The 17,513-nt window shown below is 70.7% G+C and carries 10 protein-coding genes; 7 read left to right on the top strand and 3 right to left on the bottom strand.

What is annotated here, in order from left to right; genetic code table 11:
- Nucleotides 1-52: 52 nt before the first annotated feature.
- Both AB0424_RS02860 and AB0424_RS02855 read left to right on the top strand, forming a co-directional pair.
- Nucleotides 53-1,639, top strand: a complete 1,587-nt coding sequence (locus AB0424_RS02860) for a molybdopterin-dependent oxidoreductase (RefSeq protein ID WP_366301664.1) — start codon at nucleotides 53-55, stop codon at nucleotides 1,637-1,639.
- 85 nt (nucleotides 1,640-1,724) lie between these two features.
- Nucleotides 1,725-2,375 carry a fasciclin domain-containing protein gene (locus AB0424_RS02855; protein WP_366301663.1) on the top strand — a complete coding sequence of 217 codons (651 nt, stop codon included), beginning with the start codon at nucleotides 1,725-1,727 and terminating at the stop codon, nucleotides 2,373-2,375.
- A gap of 217 nt (nucleotides 2,376-2,592) precedes the next feature.
- Here the strand turns inward: AB0424_RS02855 and AB0424_RS02850 are convergent, their stop codons facing one another.
- Nucleotides 2,593-4,152, bottom strand: a complete 1,560-nt coding sequence (locus tag AB0424_RS02850; protein ID WP_366301662.1) for a glutamate synthase subunit beta — start codon at nucleotides 4,150-4,152, stop codon at nucleotides 2,593-2,595.
- A 348-nt stretch (nucleotides 4,153-4,500) separates the two neighbouring features.
- Between AB0424_RS02850 and AB0424_RS02845 the strand changes: the two genes are divergently transcribed.
- From AB0424_RS02845 to sbnA, 5 genes are all read left to right on the top strand, one after another.
- Nucleotides 4,501-7,062, top strand: coding sequence for a Pls/PosA family non-ribosomal peptide synthetase (locus AB0424_RS02845; RefSeq protein WP_366301661.1), 2,562 nt, complete (start codon nucleotides 4,501-4,503; stop codon nucleotides 7,060-7,062).
- 230 nt (nucleotides 7,063-7,292) lie between these two features.
- Nucleotides 7,293-9,557 carry a non-ribosomal peptide synthetase gene (locus AB0424_RS02840; protein WP_366301660.1) on the top strand — a complete coding sequence of 755 codons (2,265 nt, stop codon included), beginning with the start codon at nucleotides 7,293-7,295 and terminating at the stop codon, nucleotides 9,555-9,557.
- Nucleotides 9,558-9,584: 27 nt separating this feature from the next.
- Entirely contained in the window at nucleotides 9,585-10,586 is a 1,002-nt protein-coding gene (locus AB0424_RS02835; protein ID WP_366301659.1) for a TauD/TfdA family dioxygenase, read from the top strand.
- Nucleotides 10,583-11,653, top strand: a complete 1,071-nt coding sequence (sbnB, locus tag AB0424_RS02830; RefSeq protein WP_366301658.1) for a 2,3-diaminopropionate biosynthesis protein SbnB — start codon at nucleotides 10,583-10,585, stop codon at nucleotides 11,651-11,653. The genes AB0424_RS02835 and sbnB overlap by 4 nt, the downstream gene beginning before the upstream one ends.
- Before the next feature lie 51 nt (nucleotides 11,654-11,704).
- Entirely contained in the window at nucleotides 11,705-12,712 is a 1,008-nt protein-coding gene (sbnA, locus tag AB0424_RS02825) for a 2,3-diaminopropionate biosynthesis protein SbnA (RefSeq protein ID WP_366301656.1), read from the top strand.
- Between the two features lie 105 nt (nucleotides 12,713-12,817).
- Here the strand turns inward: sbnA and AB0424_RS02820 are convergent, their stop codons facing one another.
- Both AB0424_RS02820 and AB0424_RS02815 read right to left on the bottom strand, forming a co-directional pair.
- Nucleotides 12,818-16,291 (bottom strand): M28 family peptidase, encoded by a 3,474-nt coding sequence (locus tag AB0424_RS02820; RefSeq protein WP_366301654.1) that lies wholly within the window; start codon nucleotides 16,289-16,291, stop codon nucleotides 12,818-12,820.
- 242 nt (nucleotides 16,292-16,533) lie between these two features.
- Nucleotides 16,534-17,499, bottom strand: a complete 966-nt coding sequence (locus tag AB0424_RS02815) for an MASE1 domain-containing protein (protein ID WP_366301653.1) — start codon at nucleotides 17,497-17,499, stop codon at nucleotides 16,534-16,536.
- Nucleotides 17,500-17,513 lie beyond the last annotated feature (14 nt).

Here is a 17,513-nt window from a genome sequence, read left to right as displayed (position 1 = left end):
TCGAGTTCACTCGTCCGGGGGAAGCACCAATCCGCTGGGCAGAGGCTGCCGAATGCCGAGTGTGACCAGCTTCCGCAACACCCTCTCCAGCGCCGCACGGGGCGCCCTGGCCGGGCTTCTCGCCGCCTTCGCGGCGCTTGCCGTGGCCGAGTTGGTCGCCGGGCTCGTGCGGCCCGCCGCAGGGCCCGTGACCGTGGTGGGAGGCGCGGTCATCGACCGGACGCCGGCCGCTGTGAAGGACTTCGCGATCCGGCAGTTCGGCCAGAACGACAAGACCGTGCTGCAGCTCGGCATCCTCGTACTCCTCGTCCTCATCGCCATCGGCCTGGGCCTCGTCGCGCTGCGGCATCGCAGGCTCGGCGCCGCCGGCGTGCTGCTGTTCGGCGTCATCGGCGCCGCAGCCGCGCTGAGCCGCCCCGATTCCACGGGCGCCGGTGACGTGCTCCCTTCGATCGTCGGAGCACTCGCGGGATCCGTCACTCTCTTCGTTCTGGCCGGCAGGGCGACCCTGACGCCCTCTTCCCCGGAGAGAGAAGAGGGTCAGGGGGCGTGGGGCAGGCGCGGGTTCCTCGCGGCGGCGGGCCTCACCGCCGTCGCGGCGACGTCCGCGGGCGTGCTGGGGCGCTACCTGGCGGGCCGAAAGGGACAGGGCGCCATCGCCTCGCGGGAGAACCTGGTCCTGCCCGCGCCCGCCTCACCGGCGCAGGCCGTACCGGTCGGCGCGCGGCTGAAGGTGCCCGGTATCAGCGCTTTCACCACCCCGAACCGCGACTTCTACCGCGTCGACACCGCCCTCACGGTGCCCAAGGTCGATGCCGGGACGTGGCGGCTGCGGATCCACGGCGCAGGAGTCGCCCGGCCCCGCACCTACACCCTCGACCAGCTGCTGGCCCGCCCGCTCATCGAACGGGACATCACGCTGACGTGCGTCTCGAACGAAGTCGGCGGCCCCTACGTCGGGAACGCCCGCTGGCTCGGCGTCCCCCTCCGTGACCTCCTCCAGGACGTCGGCGTCCGCCCCCCGTCCCAGGGCGGTACGGCGGACCAGCTCGTCGCCCGCTCGGTGGACGGCATGACGCTCGGCTCACCCGTCGAGGACGTGATGGACGGACGCGACGCGATGCTCGCCGTCGGCATGAACGGCGAACCGCTGCCTTTCGACCACGGGTTCCCGGTCCGCATGCTCGTGCCCGGCCTCTACGGCTATGTCTCGGCCTGCAAGTGGATCGAGTCACTCGAACTCACCACCTTCGACGCCTACGACCCGTACTGGGTCAAGCGAAAGTGGGCCCGTCGCGCGCCGATCAAGACGCAGGCCCGCATCGACACACCCAAGCCCTTCGCCCGCCCCGCCGCCGGCATCGTGACCGTGGCGGGCGTCGCCTGGGCCCAGCACCGCGGCGTCACCCGTGTCGAGATCCGAGTCGACGACGGGCCGTGGCGGGACGCGGACCTCGCCGCCCAGGACACCGTCGACACCTGGCGCCAGTGGTCCTACCGCTGGAACGCCACACCCGGCGGCCACACACTCACCGTCCGCGCCACCGACGGCACCGGCCAGGTGCAGACCGAACAGCGGACCCGCACCATCCCGGACGGGGCGAGCGGCTGGCACAGCGTCTTCGTCACCGTCCCCTAGACCCCCGGACCGGCCAGGGCGCCGGCCCCGGAAGCACCACCGCGGTACCCCACCCTCACCAGCAGTTCCCAAGGAGTAGAAGATCATGAACAGCGCAAAGATCCGCCGCACCGCGATCGCCGTCGCCGCCGCAGCCCTGCTGCCCTTCTCCCTGGCCGCGTGCTCCGACTCCGACGGCGACACCAAGTCCGCCCCCAGCGCCGCCGCGGGAGACCAGGCGAAGACGGCCACGGCCACCCCGTCGGACGACGCCATGACCGACGACCAGCCCTTCGGCCCGGCCTGTGCCGGTGTCCCCAAGGAGGGTGCCGGTTCGTTCGACGGCATGGCCAAGGACCCGGTGGCCACGGCCGCTTCGAACAATCCGGCCCTGTCCACCCTGGTCACCGCGGTGAAGAAGGCCGGGCTCGTGGACACGCTGAACAACGCCAAGGACATCACGGTCTTCGCGCCGACGAACGAGGCATTCGCGAAGATCCCGAAGGCCGACCTGGACAAGGTCCTCGCCGACAAGGCGACGCTCACCAAGATCCTCACCTACCACGTCGTGGGGCAGAAGCTGACGCCGAAGCAGCTGGAGAACGGCTCCTTCGAGACCCTGGAGAAGGGCAAGATCACCACGTCCGGCTCGGGCGAGTCCTACAAGGTCAACGACACCGCGAGCGTGGTCTGCGGCAACGTCAAGACCGCCAACGCCAACGTCTACATCATCGACACCGTCCTGATGCCGAAGTAGCGGCTGCCCGAGGACCCTGGAACCGCCGGTGGCCCCGTACCCTTCCTCGCCGGAGAGCGCGGGGCCACCTGCTCCTCCGCGGGAGCGGGATGCACGCATCCCGTTCACGGCCACTCCTTCAGGGAAGAGACGCAGAGCGGCTCGCTGGTGGGCCGATCCGAGCCGCCGGCCGGCACCGGGCACCTGCCGTGCTGCCTCGTCCTGAGGCTCGGACGGATCAGACCAGCGGCCGGTCCGTGGCCCTGATCGGCGAGGGGAGCTCGGTGGCTCCCCGCAGATAGCGGTCCGTCGCGGCTGCAGCCGCCCTGCCCTCGGCAATGGCCCAGACCACGAGGGAAGGACCTCGTCCGGCGTCACCCGCGACGAAGACGCCGGTGGACGCCTCCTCGGCGGCACTGCCGAACGGTGCCTGCACTGCACGGCCGGGGGACGCGCCCTCCTCCAGCGGTGGCGTGGCGGCAGGCGGCAGTGCCGCGAAGTCCGGAGTCCGGGCGAAGGTGCCCTCGGCGCCGACCGAAAGGCCGAGCGGGCCGACCAGTCCCGGATCCTGGCCGGGGCCCCGGAACCCGAGGGCGAGCAGGACGAGCTGAGCGGGGAGTACACGGGTCGTGCCCGGCAGTGGGTCCCTGCCGCCGGATTCCACCGCGCCGAGCACCAGAGCCCTGACTCGGCCCGACGGGTCACCGTCGAAGCGGACGGCGACGGAGGAGAAGGCCCGGGGGTCGCAGCCGTCGCGGGCCCACGCCTCCTCGTGGGCGTGGGACACCCGGAAGACCCTCGGATGCACGAGCGGCCACGGTTCGTCGGACGCGCGGCCGCGATCCGGCCGTGGGTGGACGTCCATCTGCACGACGGACCTCGCCTCCTGGCGCAGCGCGGTCCCGAGGCAGTCGGATCCCGTGTCACCTCCACCGATGATGACGACGTCCTTGCCCTGTGCGGACAGCGACGCAGGCACGGGATCGGACGCCGTGGAGCGGTTGGCCGCCGTCAGGTACTCCATGGCGTGATGGATCCCGCCCAACTGCCGTCCCTGACAGCGCATTTCCCTCGGTACGGTCGCGCCGGTGGCGACCACCACCGCGTCGAACTCGACCTTCATCAGAGCCGCGTCCACGGGGCCGCCGACGTCGGAGCCGGGGCGGAACCGCGTGCCCTCCTGCTCCATCTGCGCGAGTCTCCAGTCCAGCCGTTCCTTGGACATCTTGAAGTCGGGGATGCCGTAGCGAAGGAGCCCGCCGATGCGGTCGGCTCTCTCGTAGACCGTGACGGCGTGCCCGGCGCGGGTGAGCTGCTGGGCCGCGGCGAGTCCGGCCGGCCCGGATCCCACGACCGCGACCGAGCGGCCCGAGGGCTTGGTGGGCCGCAGAGGAGCGACGAACCCGCGAGCCCACGCCTGGTCGGCCACGGCCTGCTCGACGTTCTTGATCGTCACGGGGTCGTCGGTCAGCGCGAGGACACAGGCGTCCTCGCAGGGCGCCGGGCAGAGCCGGCCGGTGAAGTCAGGGAAGTTGTTCGTGGCGTGCAGCCGTTCCGAGGCCGTGGCCCAGTCCCCGTGGGCGGCGTACACGTTCCATTCCGGGATGAGGTTGCCGAGCGGGCAACCGCCGTGGCAGAAGGGCACGCCGCAGTCCATGCATCGTCGTGCCTGGGCGGAGACCACCGGCAGCAGCGGCTGGCCCGTGTGCACCTCGTCCCAGTCTCCGACGCGCTCGCCGGCGGGCCTGGACGGCGCGGGTCGCCGCGGTATGCGGAGAAAGCCTGCCGGGTCGGTCATGGTGCCCTCTGCGGGTCTCTGAGGGAAACCGGTGGGGACGCACCTCATCGTACGTCCGTGCACGTCGGCAGGGCCTGCCCTGGCCGACCGCCATGCCCCGCCTGTCTCCTTTCTTCCCGCTTCCCGCCTCCCGGCGGGATGCGGGGCGCACGGCCTCCCGGCGGATTCCGGGCAATCGTGCCCTCGGTACATCCCGGCGCGTCCCGGCCTCGAATCAGCTGTACGAGCCTGCGGCCGCGAGCCACGGTCCACCGATCACCAGCCCCACCCCACCGGCAGGGGCGTCGGTGCGGTCCACGTCGACCGTGCACGCCGGCGTTCGACAGACACCCGTCAGGGAGAGCCCTTATGCGAGGCAACCCGTTGGAGACGGCGACGCCCCCCGGCACCGTCGCCCCGGCACATGGCGACCGGATGATCGACGCGACGGGCGTGGAGGAGCTGCTCGGCCGTCTGCTGGCCGAGGTCGCCGGTCTGGAATCCGTGGCGCCGGAAAGCGACTTCTTCCAGGATCTGGGGGCCGACTCGCTCCTCATGGCGCACTTCTGCGCGCGGGTGAGGAAGCAGAGCGGGCTGCCGTCGCTCTCCATGAGGGACGTCTACCGGCATCCGACCATCCGCGGCCTGAGCATCGCCCTGACGGCATCGCCCGTCACGCATCCGCCCGACCGCCCGAGGGTGCCGCACGAGACGACCGCCGTCCCACCTGCGGGCGACGCGCACGAGGCGCCGCCCGCAGCTCTCGGCCGCCCCCGCGTACTCGTCTGCGGTGCGGTGCAACTCCTGACCTATCTCGTCTACTCGCTCCTCCTCGCCGCCCTCGTCACCGGGGGATACGCATGGATCGCAGCGGGCGACGGTCCACTCGACGACTACCTGCGGTCCGTGGCCTTCGGCGCCGCGGCACTCCTGATCCTGTGCGCCCTGCCGATCCTCGCGAAGTGGCTGCTCATCGGACGGTGGAAGCCGGGACGCATCCGGATCTGGAGCTTCGGCTACATGCGGTTCTGGCTGGTCAAGACGCTGGTCCGGGCGAATCCGCTGGTCCTGACGGTGGGGACGCCGCTGTACTCGTTCTACCTGCGCGCACTCGGCGCCCACCTGGGCCGCGGCGTCACCGTCCTGTCCCGGACCGTGCCCGTCTGCACCGACCTGCTGTCCGTCGGGGACCACACGGTGGTCCGCAAGGACTCCCGGATCAGCTGCTACCGCGCCCGCGGCTCCGTGATCGAGACCGGCCCCGTGACCCTCGGCCGCGGCGTCGTCGTCAGCGAGTCGACGGTGCTCGACATCGGGACCGTGATGGCCGACGGCTCCCAGCTCGGTCACGCCTCGTCGCTCCATGCCGGGCAGTCCGTCCCCCGAGGAGAGCACTGGCACGGGTCGCCCGCACAGCCCTGCGACAGCGACTTCCAGGGCGTCGATGCCGCCCCCTGCGGCTCCGTACGCCGAGCCGTCCACGGGGTGGGGCAGGTCCTCGTCGCCACGGCCGTCGTCGCGCCCCTGGCGGTCGGCGGGCTGGACGTCCTGCTGTCCAAGACCCCGCAGCTGGCGGCCGTACTGGAACCCGGGCCGGCCGCCCTCTCGGACCCGGGCTTCTACGGGGACCTGCTGGCGTTCACCGCCCTCGTGCTCCTCGGCGGGCTCCTGATCGCCCTGCTGCTTCTGCCCGTGGTGTCGCGACTGGCCGGTCGGATCGTCGTCCCCGGTCGGATCTATCCGCTCTACGGATTCCACCACGCGGTCCACCGCCTGGCGACGGTCCTGACCAACCGACGGAGCCTGACCCGGCTCTTCGGCGACAGTGCCGCCGTCGTGCACTACCTGCGCTGGATCGGATACGACCTCTCCCGTGTGGAGCAGACGGGCTCGAACTTCGGGACCGTCGTCAAGCACGAGAGCCCCCTGATGAGCCGCGTCGGCAGGGGAACGATGATCGCCGACGGCCTCTCCCTCATGAACGCGGACTACTCCAGCACCTCGTTCCGCGTGTCGCCCACCCGCATCGGGGCCCACAGCTTCCTCGGCAACCTGATCGCCTACCCCGCGCGAGCGAGGACCGGAGACAACTGCCTCCTCGCCACCAAGGTCATGGTGCCCGTGGACGGCAAGATCCGGGAGAACGTCGGCCTGCTGGGCTCCCCCAGCTTCGAGATCCCGCGCTCGGTGCTCCGCGACCATTCGTTCGACGAGGTCCGCACCGAAGACGAGCTGGCGCGCCGCCTCGCCGCGAAGAGCCGGCACAACGCCCTGACCATGGCCTGGTACCTGCTCACCACGTGGTTCTACCTCTTCCTCCTCACCCTGCTCTTCGCCGGCGCCGCGGACCTGTACCAGCAGGCCGGTCTGTGGGTGTTCGCTCTGGCCAATGCGGTCCTGCTCCCGTGCACCATCGCCTACGGCGTCCTCGTCGAGCGGGTCGTCACCCTGTTCGGTCCGCTCGGGCCGCTGTTCTGCTCGATCTACGACGTGCGGTTCTGGAGGCGGGAACGGTACTGGAAGGTCCCCGCCGAGGCGTATCTCCGTGTCCTGAACGGCACGCCGTTCAAGTCCGCGGTCTGGCGGATGCTGGGAGTCCGCGTCGGGAAGGGAGTCTTCGACGACGGCTGCAGCCTCCCCGAGCGGTCGATGGTGACCATCGGCGCCGGGTCCACGCTCAACGCGGGCAGTGTCGTGCAATGCCACTCGCAGGAGGACGGCGCCTTCAAGTCGGAACCGAGCGTGCTGGGCCCGGACACCACGCTCGGCGTCGGTGCCTTCGTCCACTACGGCGTGGAGATCGGGGCTCGTGCCCTCCTGGAGACCGACTCCTTCCTGATGAAGGGCGAGACCGTGCCGGACGGCGGCCGGTGGGCCGGCAATCCCGCCCACCCGGCCGACCACCTGGACGAAGGAGGCGAGCTCCGATGACCGCCGCACTTGACGCACCGACCGACGAGACGTCGACCACGACCGCATGGACGCTGGTTCCGCCTTGGACCACGACGCCCGTAAGGGGCTGGGCGGAGAGGACGATTGCCCTACCGAACAACACGTCCACCCTTCTGCGGGAACGCGCCGCAGACCTCGGTGTGCCCCTCTCGGCGCTCCACCTGGCTGCGTACAGCAAGGTCCTCGCGGCACTCTCCGGGGAGTCGACTGTGGCACTCGCCCGGCTGACCGCGCCGGGACGGTACGTGCCGTGCCGGGTGACCGTCGCGCCGGGCACGTGGCGCGACCTCGTAGGCATCGCCGCTCACGCGGAAGAGCTGCTGGGCGACGAGGAAGCGGCCTGGCCCCCCGACCTTCCCGCTCCGAGCCGGAAGAGCCACCCCGAGGCCGTTTTCGATCCGGACGGGCACGCACCAGACCTCCCCACCGACGCGGTCCTGTGCCTCGGCGTGACGGAGGACGCCGGCCGGCCGGCCCTGAAGCTGCGGTTCCGCACGGACGCACTGGACGACGACGCCGGCGCGCGGATCGCCGGGTACCACCTCCAGGCACTCCGAGGCATCCTGACCGACCCGGAAGCCCGCCACGACCGCCAATGCCTCCTCTCACCCGCAGAGATCCGATTCCAGACGGACGACCTCGCCGGACCGCGAAAGCCCCTGCCGGACCGGCGGTTCCACGAACTGTTCGAGGACCGCGCACACCGGCACCCGGACACCGTCGCCGCCGTGCACCGCGGGCGAGAATGGACGTACCGCGACCTCAACGTCCGGGCCAACCGCCTCGCCCACGCCCTCCTGGCCCGTGGCCTGCGCCGCGAGGACACGGTCGCCGTCGTGCTCCCACGTGACCTGCACTGGATGGCCGGCGTCCTCGCCGTCTTCAAGGCCGGCGGCACCTATCTGCCGGTGGATCCGGACTATCCGCCCGAGCGCATCGCCACCATGCTGCGACGCGCCGCATGCCGCGTCGTGCTCACCGCACCGGGCAGCGCCGCACACCTCGACCGGGCACTCGCCACACGGACGGCCCCGGACGTGATCGACACCCCCTCCGTCGCGGAGAGCGGCAGCGGCGACGACGACCTCGGCATCCCCGTACCGGCCGACGCCCTCGCCTACATCTTCTTCACCTCCGGGTCGACCGGCGAACCCAAGGGCGCGATGGTCGAGCACGCGGGCATGCTCAACCACCTCCTGGCCAAGACCGAGGACCTCGGCGTCCGGTCGGGATCCGTCGTGGCACAGACGGCCTCGCAGTGCTTCGACATCTCGCTGTGGCAGCTGCTCGCCGCCACCCTGGTGGGCGGCCGGACACTGCTCGTGGAACAGGACGCGGTCCTGGACGTCCACCGGTTCCTCGACCTGATCACCGAAGAGCGGGTCGGCGTGCTCCAGGTCGTCCCCTCCTACCTCGACGTCCTGGCCTCGTCCCTGGAGCGGGCCCCCCGCACACTGCCCGACCTCGCATGCGTCTCGGTGACCGGTGAGGCGCTCCGGGCCGACCTGGTCCGACGCTGGTTCCGCGTCAGGCCCGGCAGCAGCCTCGTCAACGCGTACGGGCTGACCGAGACGTCCGACGACACCAACCACGAGGTCATGCACGGCGCGCCCCCACAGGACCGCGTCCCCCTCGGACGACCGATCCGCAACGCGCGCGTCCACGTCCTGGACGACAACCGGAATCCCGTCCCGCTCGGGGCCCCCGGCACCATCGCCTTCTCCGGCGTCTGCGTGGGCCGCGGCTACGTCAACGACCCGGAGCGCACCGCCGCGTGCTACCGGTCCGACCCCCTCCGCCCCGGAGAGCGCCTCTACCTGGGCGGGGACGTCGGCCGCTGGCTGCCCGACGGACGCCTCGAGTTCCTGGGGCGCCGCGACTCCCAGGTCAAGATCCGAGGGTTCCGGGTGGAGATCGGCGACGTCGAAGCCGCTCTCCTGCGCGTACCAGGGGTACGCGAAGGGGCGGTCGTGGTCACCGGCGCGGAAGGGCACGGACGTCACCTCGTCGCGTTCCACAGCGGCGACCCGGCACTCGGCTCCGACCGCCTCCGACACCTGCTGGCCGACATGCTGCCCGCCTTCATGGTTCCGACCCTGTGCCACCACCGGGACGGACTCCCGCTGACCCCCAACGGCAAGATCGACCGCAAGGCGCTCGGCGCCCTCGCCGAAACGATCCTCCGCGGTGACACGCAGGGTGACACCCCCCGCCCGGGGACGGAGGAACGGCTGGCCGAGGCGTGGGCGGCGGTCCTCGGCACGGACCCTTCCACGATCAGGCGGGGTGACTCGTTCTTCGACCTCGGCGGAACCTCCCTCACCGCCGTCCAGCTCGTCGTGGCGCTGGACAGGATCGTGTCCCTGCGCGATCTGGCGGCATCACCGACCCTCGCCGCTCAGGCCACGCTCATCGACGCACATGAGGGGGGTGACCGCTCCGCCGACGACCGCATGGAGGCGAAGACCACCTGAAGGCACGACACGAACGAGGAGCGCGACATGAGGACCGCACTGTTCCGAGGACACCGCGCACCGGGACCGACGGCGACACCGCAGATCGAGAGCTCCGCGGGAGCCACGGGAGCGGCCGCATGGGCGGAGGAGCACCACGCCGACGTGCTCGGCGTCGTCGCCGAACACGGAGCGGCCGTCGTGACGGGCCTCGGTCTCCGCACGGTCTCCGACGTCGTCGCCGTCCTCGCGACGCTGCAACTGAGCCCGGCCAGGGAGACCGAAGGCTTCGCGCCCCGTACCCCGTACGCCGACGGCCTCTACTCCTCGGCCGCCTGGCCGCCCCAGCGCCCCATGTGCATGCACCACGAGCTGAGCTACGCCGGACGATTCCCCGGTCTGCTGTGCTTCGCCTGCCTCGAGGCCCCGACCACGGGCGGCGCGACCGCACTGGCCGACGCCGCCGCCGTCCTGGAAGCCCTTCCCGAGGACGAGGTTCGACGCTTCGAACAAGAGGGCTGGATCCTCACCCGGGCCTACCACGAGGAGATCGGCACCCCCCTCTCCCAGGCATTCGGCACCGATGACCCCACCGCGATCGACACCTACTGCCACGCCAACGGCATCGAGGCGGACTGGCAACCCGACGGTTCTCTGCGCACCCGGCAGCACCGCAGAGCCGTCGTACCCCACCCGGACACAGGACGACGCTGCTGGTTCAACCAGATCGCGTTTCTCAACCAGGGGACGATGGACCCCGAGGTGCGCCGGTTCCTCATCGACGAGTACGGCCCCGAAGGACTGCCGTTCGACACCCGCTACGGCAACGGCGACCCCGTCCCGGCCGACACCGTCGAGCTGATCAACAAGGTGTACGAGGCCCACACCGTCCGCCGGCCGTGGCGGGAGGGCGACCTGATGCTCGTCGACAACGTCCGCACCGCACACAGCCGAGAAGCCTACGAGGGCCCCCGCAGGGTCGTCGTCGCGATGGCGGACCCGAAGCGGCAGACGACACCCGCCGAGCGGACAGGGAGCGCAGCGACATGAACGCCCTGCACCCCGTGTCCGAACAGTCCCCGCCGCAGGAGGACGTCTCGGCCCCGCCCTTCGCCGTCGTCCCCGGGCGCCAGGTGAAGCAGGTTCTCGACGGCGCGGAGACCACCGTGAAGGACATCGTCGAAGCCGCCTACCACCTGCATGCCGCAGGGCGGACGGTGAACCCCGCGTCGACCTTCCTCCGGTTCCCCGACCGGGCGACCGCGCGCATCATCGCCCTGCCGGCCTCCCTCTCCGGCGCGTCCCGTGTCGACGGGCTCAAGTGGATCTCCAGCTTCCCGGCGAACGTCAGGTCGGGCATCCCGCGGGCATCCGCGGTCCTCATCCTCAACGACCCCCTGACCGGCTACCCCTTCGCCTGCATGGAGAGCTCCGTCATCAGCGCCGTCAGGACGGCGGCCTCCGCCGCGTCCGCCGCCGACCGGCTCAGCCGGGGGAGACCACGGGCGACGCGCGTGGGATTCATCGGGACGGGCCTCATCGCACGCTACGTCCACACCTACCTCCGGGGCACCGGCTGGTCCTTCACCGACATCGGCGTCCACGACCGCTCGGCGGAGAGCGCCGCGGGCTTCCGGCTCTATCTGGAGCAGTCCGGTGCCGAGGGGCGCGTCACCGTGCACACCGACCCCGAACAACTCGTCCGCAACAGCGACCTGCTGGTCTTCGCCACCGTGGCGGCCACGCCGCACATCAGCGACCCCTCGTGGTTCGACCACCACCCGGTGATCCTCCACATCTCCCTGCGCGACCTGGCCCCCCGGGTCCTGCTGTCCGCCACGAACATCGTCGACGACCCGGACCACTGCCTGCGTGCCCAGACGTCTCCTCACCTCACCGAGAAGCTGACGGGCAACAGGGACTTCGTCCACGGCACCCTGGCCGACGTGATGTCAGGCCGGGTATCGGTGCCACCGGACCGGACCGCGATCTTCTCGCCGTTCGGTCTCGGCGTCCTCGACCTCGCCGTCGGCAAGTACGTCTACGACACCTTGGCGGGTTCCGGAGAACTCGTCATCGTCGACGACTTCTTCGACGAGCTCGGGCGCTACGGCTGAGACAGGCCCGAGGCCAAGCCGACCGGCCGCCGAGCCCGAGAGGAGAGCACCGTGCCCGTCATCACCGCACCTCACGACTTCAACGAGGACGATCTCTACGTCGACCTGATGCCGACGCTCGGCCGGCCGCTCTTCCTGAAGTGCGAAGGCTTCAACTTCGCGGGCTCCATCAAGGTCAAGGCCGCCGCGGAGATGGTCGAATCGGCCGAGCGGAGGGGCGTGCTCACCTCGGACTCCATCCTGGTCGAGTCCTCCTCCGGCAACCTGGGCGTGGCACTCAGCGTCATCGCCGCGAGCAAGGGGTACGCGTTCGTCTGCGTCACCGACGCACGGTGCAACCTCACGACGCGGCTCATGATGGAAGCACTCGGTGCCCGGGTGATCGTCGTATCGGACGGTGGCGACAGCAACCTGCTGGCCGCCAGACTGAACACCGTCCGTGGCCTCTGCGCCTCGGACCCCCGCTACACCTGGCTGAGCCAGTACTCCAATCCGGACAACTGGAAGGCCCACTACCACCTGACGGCCCCCGCGATCGCCCAGGCGTTCCCCCGCATCGACGTCCTGTTCGTCGGCGTCGGAACCACCGGCACCCTGATGGGCTGCGCCCGCTACTTCCGGACCTGGAACCGGCCGGTACGCATCGTCGCCGTGGACACCGCGGGATCCGCGATCTTCGGCGACCGACCGGGGCGCCGGATGATCCCCGGACTCGGCATGAGCATGCGACCGCCCCTCCTCGACCGGGCCTACGTCGACGAAGTGGTACGGGTCGACGAGTCCGACACCATCCGTACCTGCCGCGCCATGGCCACACGCGGGTTCCTCTTCGGCGGATCCACCGGAACCGTCGTCAGCGGCGCCGCGGACTGGCTCGACGGCCACGACGACGAGGACCTCACCTGCGTGGCGATCTCCCCGGACCTCGGAGAGCGCTATCTCGACACCGTCTACCAGTCCAACTGGGTACGCGCCCTCTACGGCGACGACGTCCTGGACGACGACGCCGAACGACCCCCCGCACCCGCTCGGAGGACGGCCGACCGGCCGTCGGCCTGAGGTCCGGCCCGGCACTGATCCGCGGGAGCCTCTTCCCCCGCCGGAGGCCCGGCCCCGGGATGCCGGGGCCGGGCCGTGTTCCTCGGTGTGCAGGGGTGCCGGGCGTCAGCTCACCTGGAGCGAGACGTCGTCAAGGACGAACGACGTCTGCAGGGACTGGTCCTCCACCGACGTGAAGTCGAGGGTGACGGTCTGGCCGGCGAAGGACGAGAGGTCGTACGACTTCTCGACGTAGCCCGTGGCCGCGTCCAGGTTGGAGTAGGACGCCAGTTGGCTGCCGCCCACCTTGACCGTGGCCACGTCGTAGGCCACGCTCTCGGTCTCGTCCGTGTCGATGTGGACGAAGAACGAGAGGCGGTACGAGGCGCAGCCCGAGGGGATGGACAGGGACTGCGCGGCCTTCTCGGTGTAGCTGGACCCCCGTCCGCCCAGCCACGCCTTGTAGCTGCCTGCGTGCGCGGCCTGCCGCGAGTCGTTGGTGATCACGCCGGCGCTCGCGCTCCACGGGCTGCTGCCGTTCTCGAAGCCGCCGTTGACCACGAGCTGGCGCGGCGTGCAGGAGCCGCCGCCCGTGACCGTCAGGGAGTAGGTGGTGGTGTGGCTCGTGGTGCCCGTGCCGGTGACCGTGAGGGTGTAGGTGCCGGGCGTGGTGCTCGCGCCGACCTGGACGGACAGGGACGAGGAGTCGCCGGACTGGACCGACGTCGGGGTGAGCGTGGCGGTCACGCCGGCCGGCGCGCCGGAGACGGAGAGACCCACGGTCTGGGCGGCGCCGCTCACGGTGGCGGTGTTCACCGTCGCCGAGACGGACCCGCCGGGGGCCGCGCTGCCCGCGGACGGGCTCACGCCGACCGAGAAGTCCTGCGCCGGGGTGGTGCCGCCGACGGCTTGCTTCCAGAGGGCGTAGGCGACCCCGTCGGCGCTGCGGTTCAGTACCGTCGCGCTGACGTTGCTCGTGGTGTCACAGGCGCTGTGGTAGCAGGAGTCATAGGCGGTGTTGGCGGATCCGCCCCACTTCTGCGCCTGGGCCGTGGTCTTGCGGGCGCTCGCGCCGGCCGCGTATCCGGAGGTCGGGATCCCACCCTGCTGGAAGGAGTAGTCGTCGCTGCGGCCCTGGCCCTCGGTGTTCTCCTCGGGCGCCAGGTTCAGGGAGGTCCAGTACGCCTTGAGGGGCGCGGCGGCGGTGGAGTTGAGGTTGTTGACGAAGTAGCCGCCGTTGGTGGAGCCGACCATGTCGAAGTTGTAGTACGCCTTGATGGTCGCGCGCTGGGCGCCGGTGAGCCGGTTGACGTAGAAGGCCGAGCCGTTGAGGCCCTGCTCCTCGTCGGTCCACCAGGCGAAGCGCACGTGCTTGGTCATCGTCGGGTTCTTCTGGGCGAGAACGAGGGCGTTCTCCAGCAGGGTCGCGGAGCCCGACCCGTTGTCGTTGATGCCGGGGCCGGCCGAGACGCCGTCCAGGTGCGCACCGAACATGACGACCTGGTCGGCGGGGCCGCCCGGCCAGTCGGCGATCAGGTTGTTCGACGGGTAGGTGCACGAGGTGCAGTTCTGCTCGGTCACCGTGTATCCGGCGGCCTGCAGCTTGCCCTTCACGTACGCCAGGGACTGGGTGTGACCGGCGCTGCCCGCCCGGCGGTTGCCGCCGTTCTGGCTCGCGATCGTGTTGAACTGGGTCAGGTGTGCCTGCACCTTGGCGACGTCGACGTCCGGCGGGTCGTTGCCGGGCTGGGTCCCGCCGACGTTGAGCGTGTAGTCGGCGGTGTGCGACAGCGTGGTGCCCTGGCCCTTGACGACGATCGCGGACGTGCCGGGAGCCGCGTTGGCGGTGGCGGTCAGGGTCAGCACCGAGGACTGGCCGGACTGGACCGTCGAGGGGTTGAAGGAGGCGGTCACCCCGGCGGGCAGGCCGGTGGCGGTCAGCGTCACCGACTGGGCGGCGCCGGTCGTGACGGCGGTGCCGACGGTGGTGGTCACCGAGCCGCCCTGCTGGGCGGTGCCGGACGAGGGGTTGAGCGACATCGAGAAGTCGTCGTTCTGGCCGCTCGGGGTGCAGGTCGGGTCGGCCGACTGGGCGGGCACGGTGATCGCGTCCCACGCCGCCTTCGTCCTCGTGAAGAGGCCGCAGGTCGCGTCGAGCGACTTGGCGGAGCTGAGCGTCGCCGTGCGGTACTTCTTGTAGCTCATGCTGCTGGTCTTGAGCAGCATGCCACCGTAGAAGATCTTGCCGGCGGTCTGTATCCCCACGCCCGTCAGGGTGCTCTGGTTACAGGTGCTGCTGCTGGGCTTGCCGCCGCCGGGGTTGGTGCCCTCGGCCAGCAGGTAGAACCAGTGGTTCAGCGGGCCCGCTGCGGCGTGCACCTCGGTGCCGGGGATCGCCGAGCTGTAGCAGGCCGGGTCGTTGTTCACGGCCGGCGGGTTGTACATGTTGCGGATCGGGCCGCGCCCCTGGAGGTTGATGACCTCGCCGACCGTGTAGTCGGGGACGTCGTAGGGGGCCGGCTGGTTGATGTACGCCTCGGTCAGGGCGCCGAATATGTCACCGGTGCCCTCGCCGAGCCCTGCCTCCTGACCGCTGGTGCCTCCGGGGGTGTTGGAGTCGATGGCGTGTCCGTACTCGTGGGCCACCACGTCCACGCCGGCTATCCACTCGTTGGCGCTGTTGCGCCCGATGGTCACCGCGCTGCCGTCCCAGTAGGCGTTGAGTTCGCCGAGCCCGACCTTGGCGGGGAAGCTGCGGCCGTTGCCGTTGACGCCGTTGCGGCCCAGCCACTGGCCGAGCATGTCCCACTGTTTCTGCGCGGCGAACATCAGGTCGACGCAGCCGGTCTCCTTGCTCGTGGGGTTGCCGGTGCCCCAGGAGTCGGAGGACTTCGAGAAGACCGCGCCGGTGCTGTAGTCGGCGCAGCTCAGGCCGGTCCGGTTCGGGTCGCGGAGGGAGTAGGTGGAGCCCGAGGCGGTGGTGTCGATGGTGACGGGGCCGGGCCCGTTCCACTTGCTGTTGCCGGTGCCCGCCACCACGTCGTCGTAGCTGTCGACGACGGCACCGGAACGGGCGTCGACGAAGACGTGCAGCTTGCTGGGCGCGCTCTTCGTACGGCCGTGCAGCACGGTCTCCCAGGCCAGCACCGGCTTGTCGTCCTTGAGACGGACGACGAGCCGGCTGCTCTCGACCCTGTCGACCGACGCCAGCTTCCTTCGCGAGGCCGTCTCGGCCTTCTTCGCGGTGACCGACGGCCGGGTCGCCACGTCGATGCGTACGGAGGAGGCGGACTGGAGGGCGCGGATCCTCCCGGAACCGTCGGCGAGTACGACGGCATCACCACCCACGACCGGCAGGCCGCGGTAGCTGCGCTCGTACGACACCGAGTAGAGGTCCTTCACCCAGGGGGTGACGAGGCGTCTCTCGTACTGTTCCTGGGCCGAGTTGACCAACGTGTCGAGACCGCTGTCGACTGCCAGGTCCGCGGCCGCGACCGCGCGGGTCACGGGGCTGTCCTTCTGGGCCGTCGCCGGCTGCGCCGCCGATGCCGTTCCGTCGATGGCGCCGACGAGGCTCGCGGACAGCGCCAGTGTTGCCACTGCCGCCGTCCATCTGGTGGGCTTCAACGTCCACTCCGATCGTGGGGGTCGGGTTTCGTCGCCGCCGATTATGGATGTGGACATGGCAAACGAGAGCCATCCCTGTCGGCATAAGACCCGTGTTATGACCCGCCGTCGGCACGCCTCATGTCACGTGAAGCGCCGGACCCGGTCCGCCGGAAAGGGGGGGCTCGAGTCGTCGTTGTACGGCTCCCGATCCCCGCGCCGGCTCCGGCGCGGGATCACGGATTCCGGGGCCCGCCGGGTGGGGCCGCCAGACTCTCGGAGGTGCCGGGTGGAGCCGGTGAGGGCTCGCCCGCCGCGAGGTGCTCCAGGACCTCCGCCAGTTCCTGGCAGGCGCGGCGCACCGACCGGCGGGTCGCACGCTGCTCGGTGATGACGGAGGCGAGAAGCAGGGCGGTCAGGGCGGCGGAACCGTTGAACGCCTGGAGCTTGGCCATGATCTCGACGTCCGTGAGGTGGAGGAAGGCGCCCCGCCCGGAGGTCGCCTCGAAGGTGGTGAGTACGGAGGCGAAGAGCGCGCACAGCATGCTTCCGGCGAGCTGGAAGCGGAGCGCTGCCCAGATCAGCAGGGGGAAGACGAGGAAGAGCATGCTCATCGAGCTGAGTACGACCATCGGCATGAGGATCAGGGCCGCCAGCCCCAGAAAGACCGCCTCCTTCCAGCGCCGCAGCCGGAGCCGTCCGGCCGGCCCCGCGAGGGCGAGTACGAGCGGGGCGACGAGCAGCACCCCCATCGTGTCGCCCACCCACCAGGCCAGCCAGACGGGCCAGAACTCGCTCTTGTCCAGGGAACCCTTCGCCACCTGCAGTCCGACGCCCGCGGTCGCGCTGATCATCATGGCACCGAACCCGCCGAGGAAGACCAGCGAGAGTCCGTCCCGCAGTCGCGCCATGTCGCGCCGGAAACCGGCCCGTCTCAGCAGCAGGAAGGCGCAGAGCGGCGCGACGGTGTTGCTGACCACGGTGACCACCGTGGTGGGGCCCGGAGTGGTGAGGGAGGCGATGACGAGGAAGGAACCGAGGGCGATCCCAGGCCAGACCCGCGTGCCGAGCAGCAGCAGGGCCGCGACGGCGACGCCGGTGGGAGGCCAGATGGGGGTGACCACCACGCCTTCGACGACGAGGCGTCCCAACAGGCCGAGTCGTCCGGCCGCGTAGTAGCACACGGCCACGGCCAGCGACATCACAGCCGCCTCCG

It is taken from the genome of Streptomyces sp. NPDC051180, from assembly GCF_040689545.1.
Taxonomy (GTDB): Bacteria; Actinomycetota; Actinomycetes; order Streptomycetales; family Streptomycetaceae; genus Streptomyces.
This window is presented reverse-complemented; position numbering and strand designations above follow the sequence as displayed.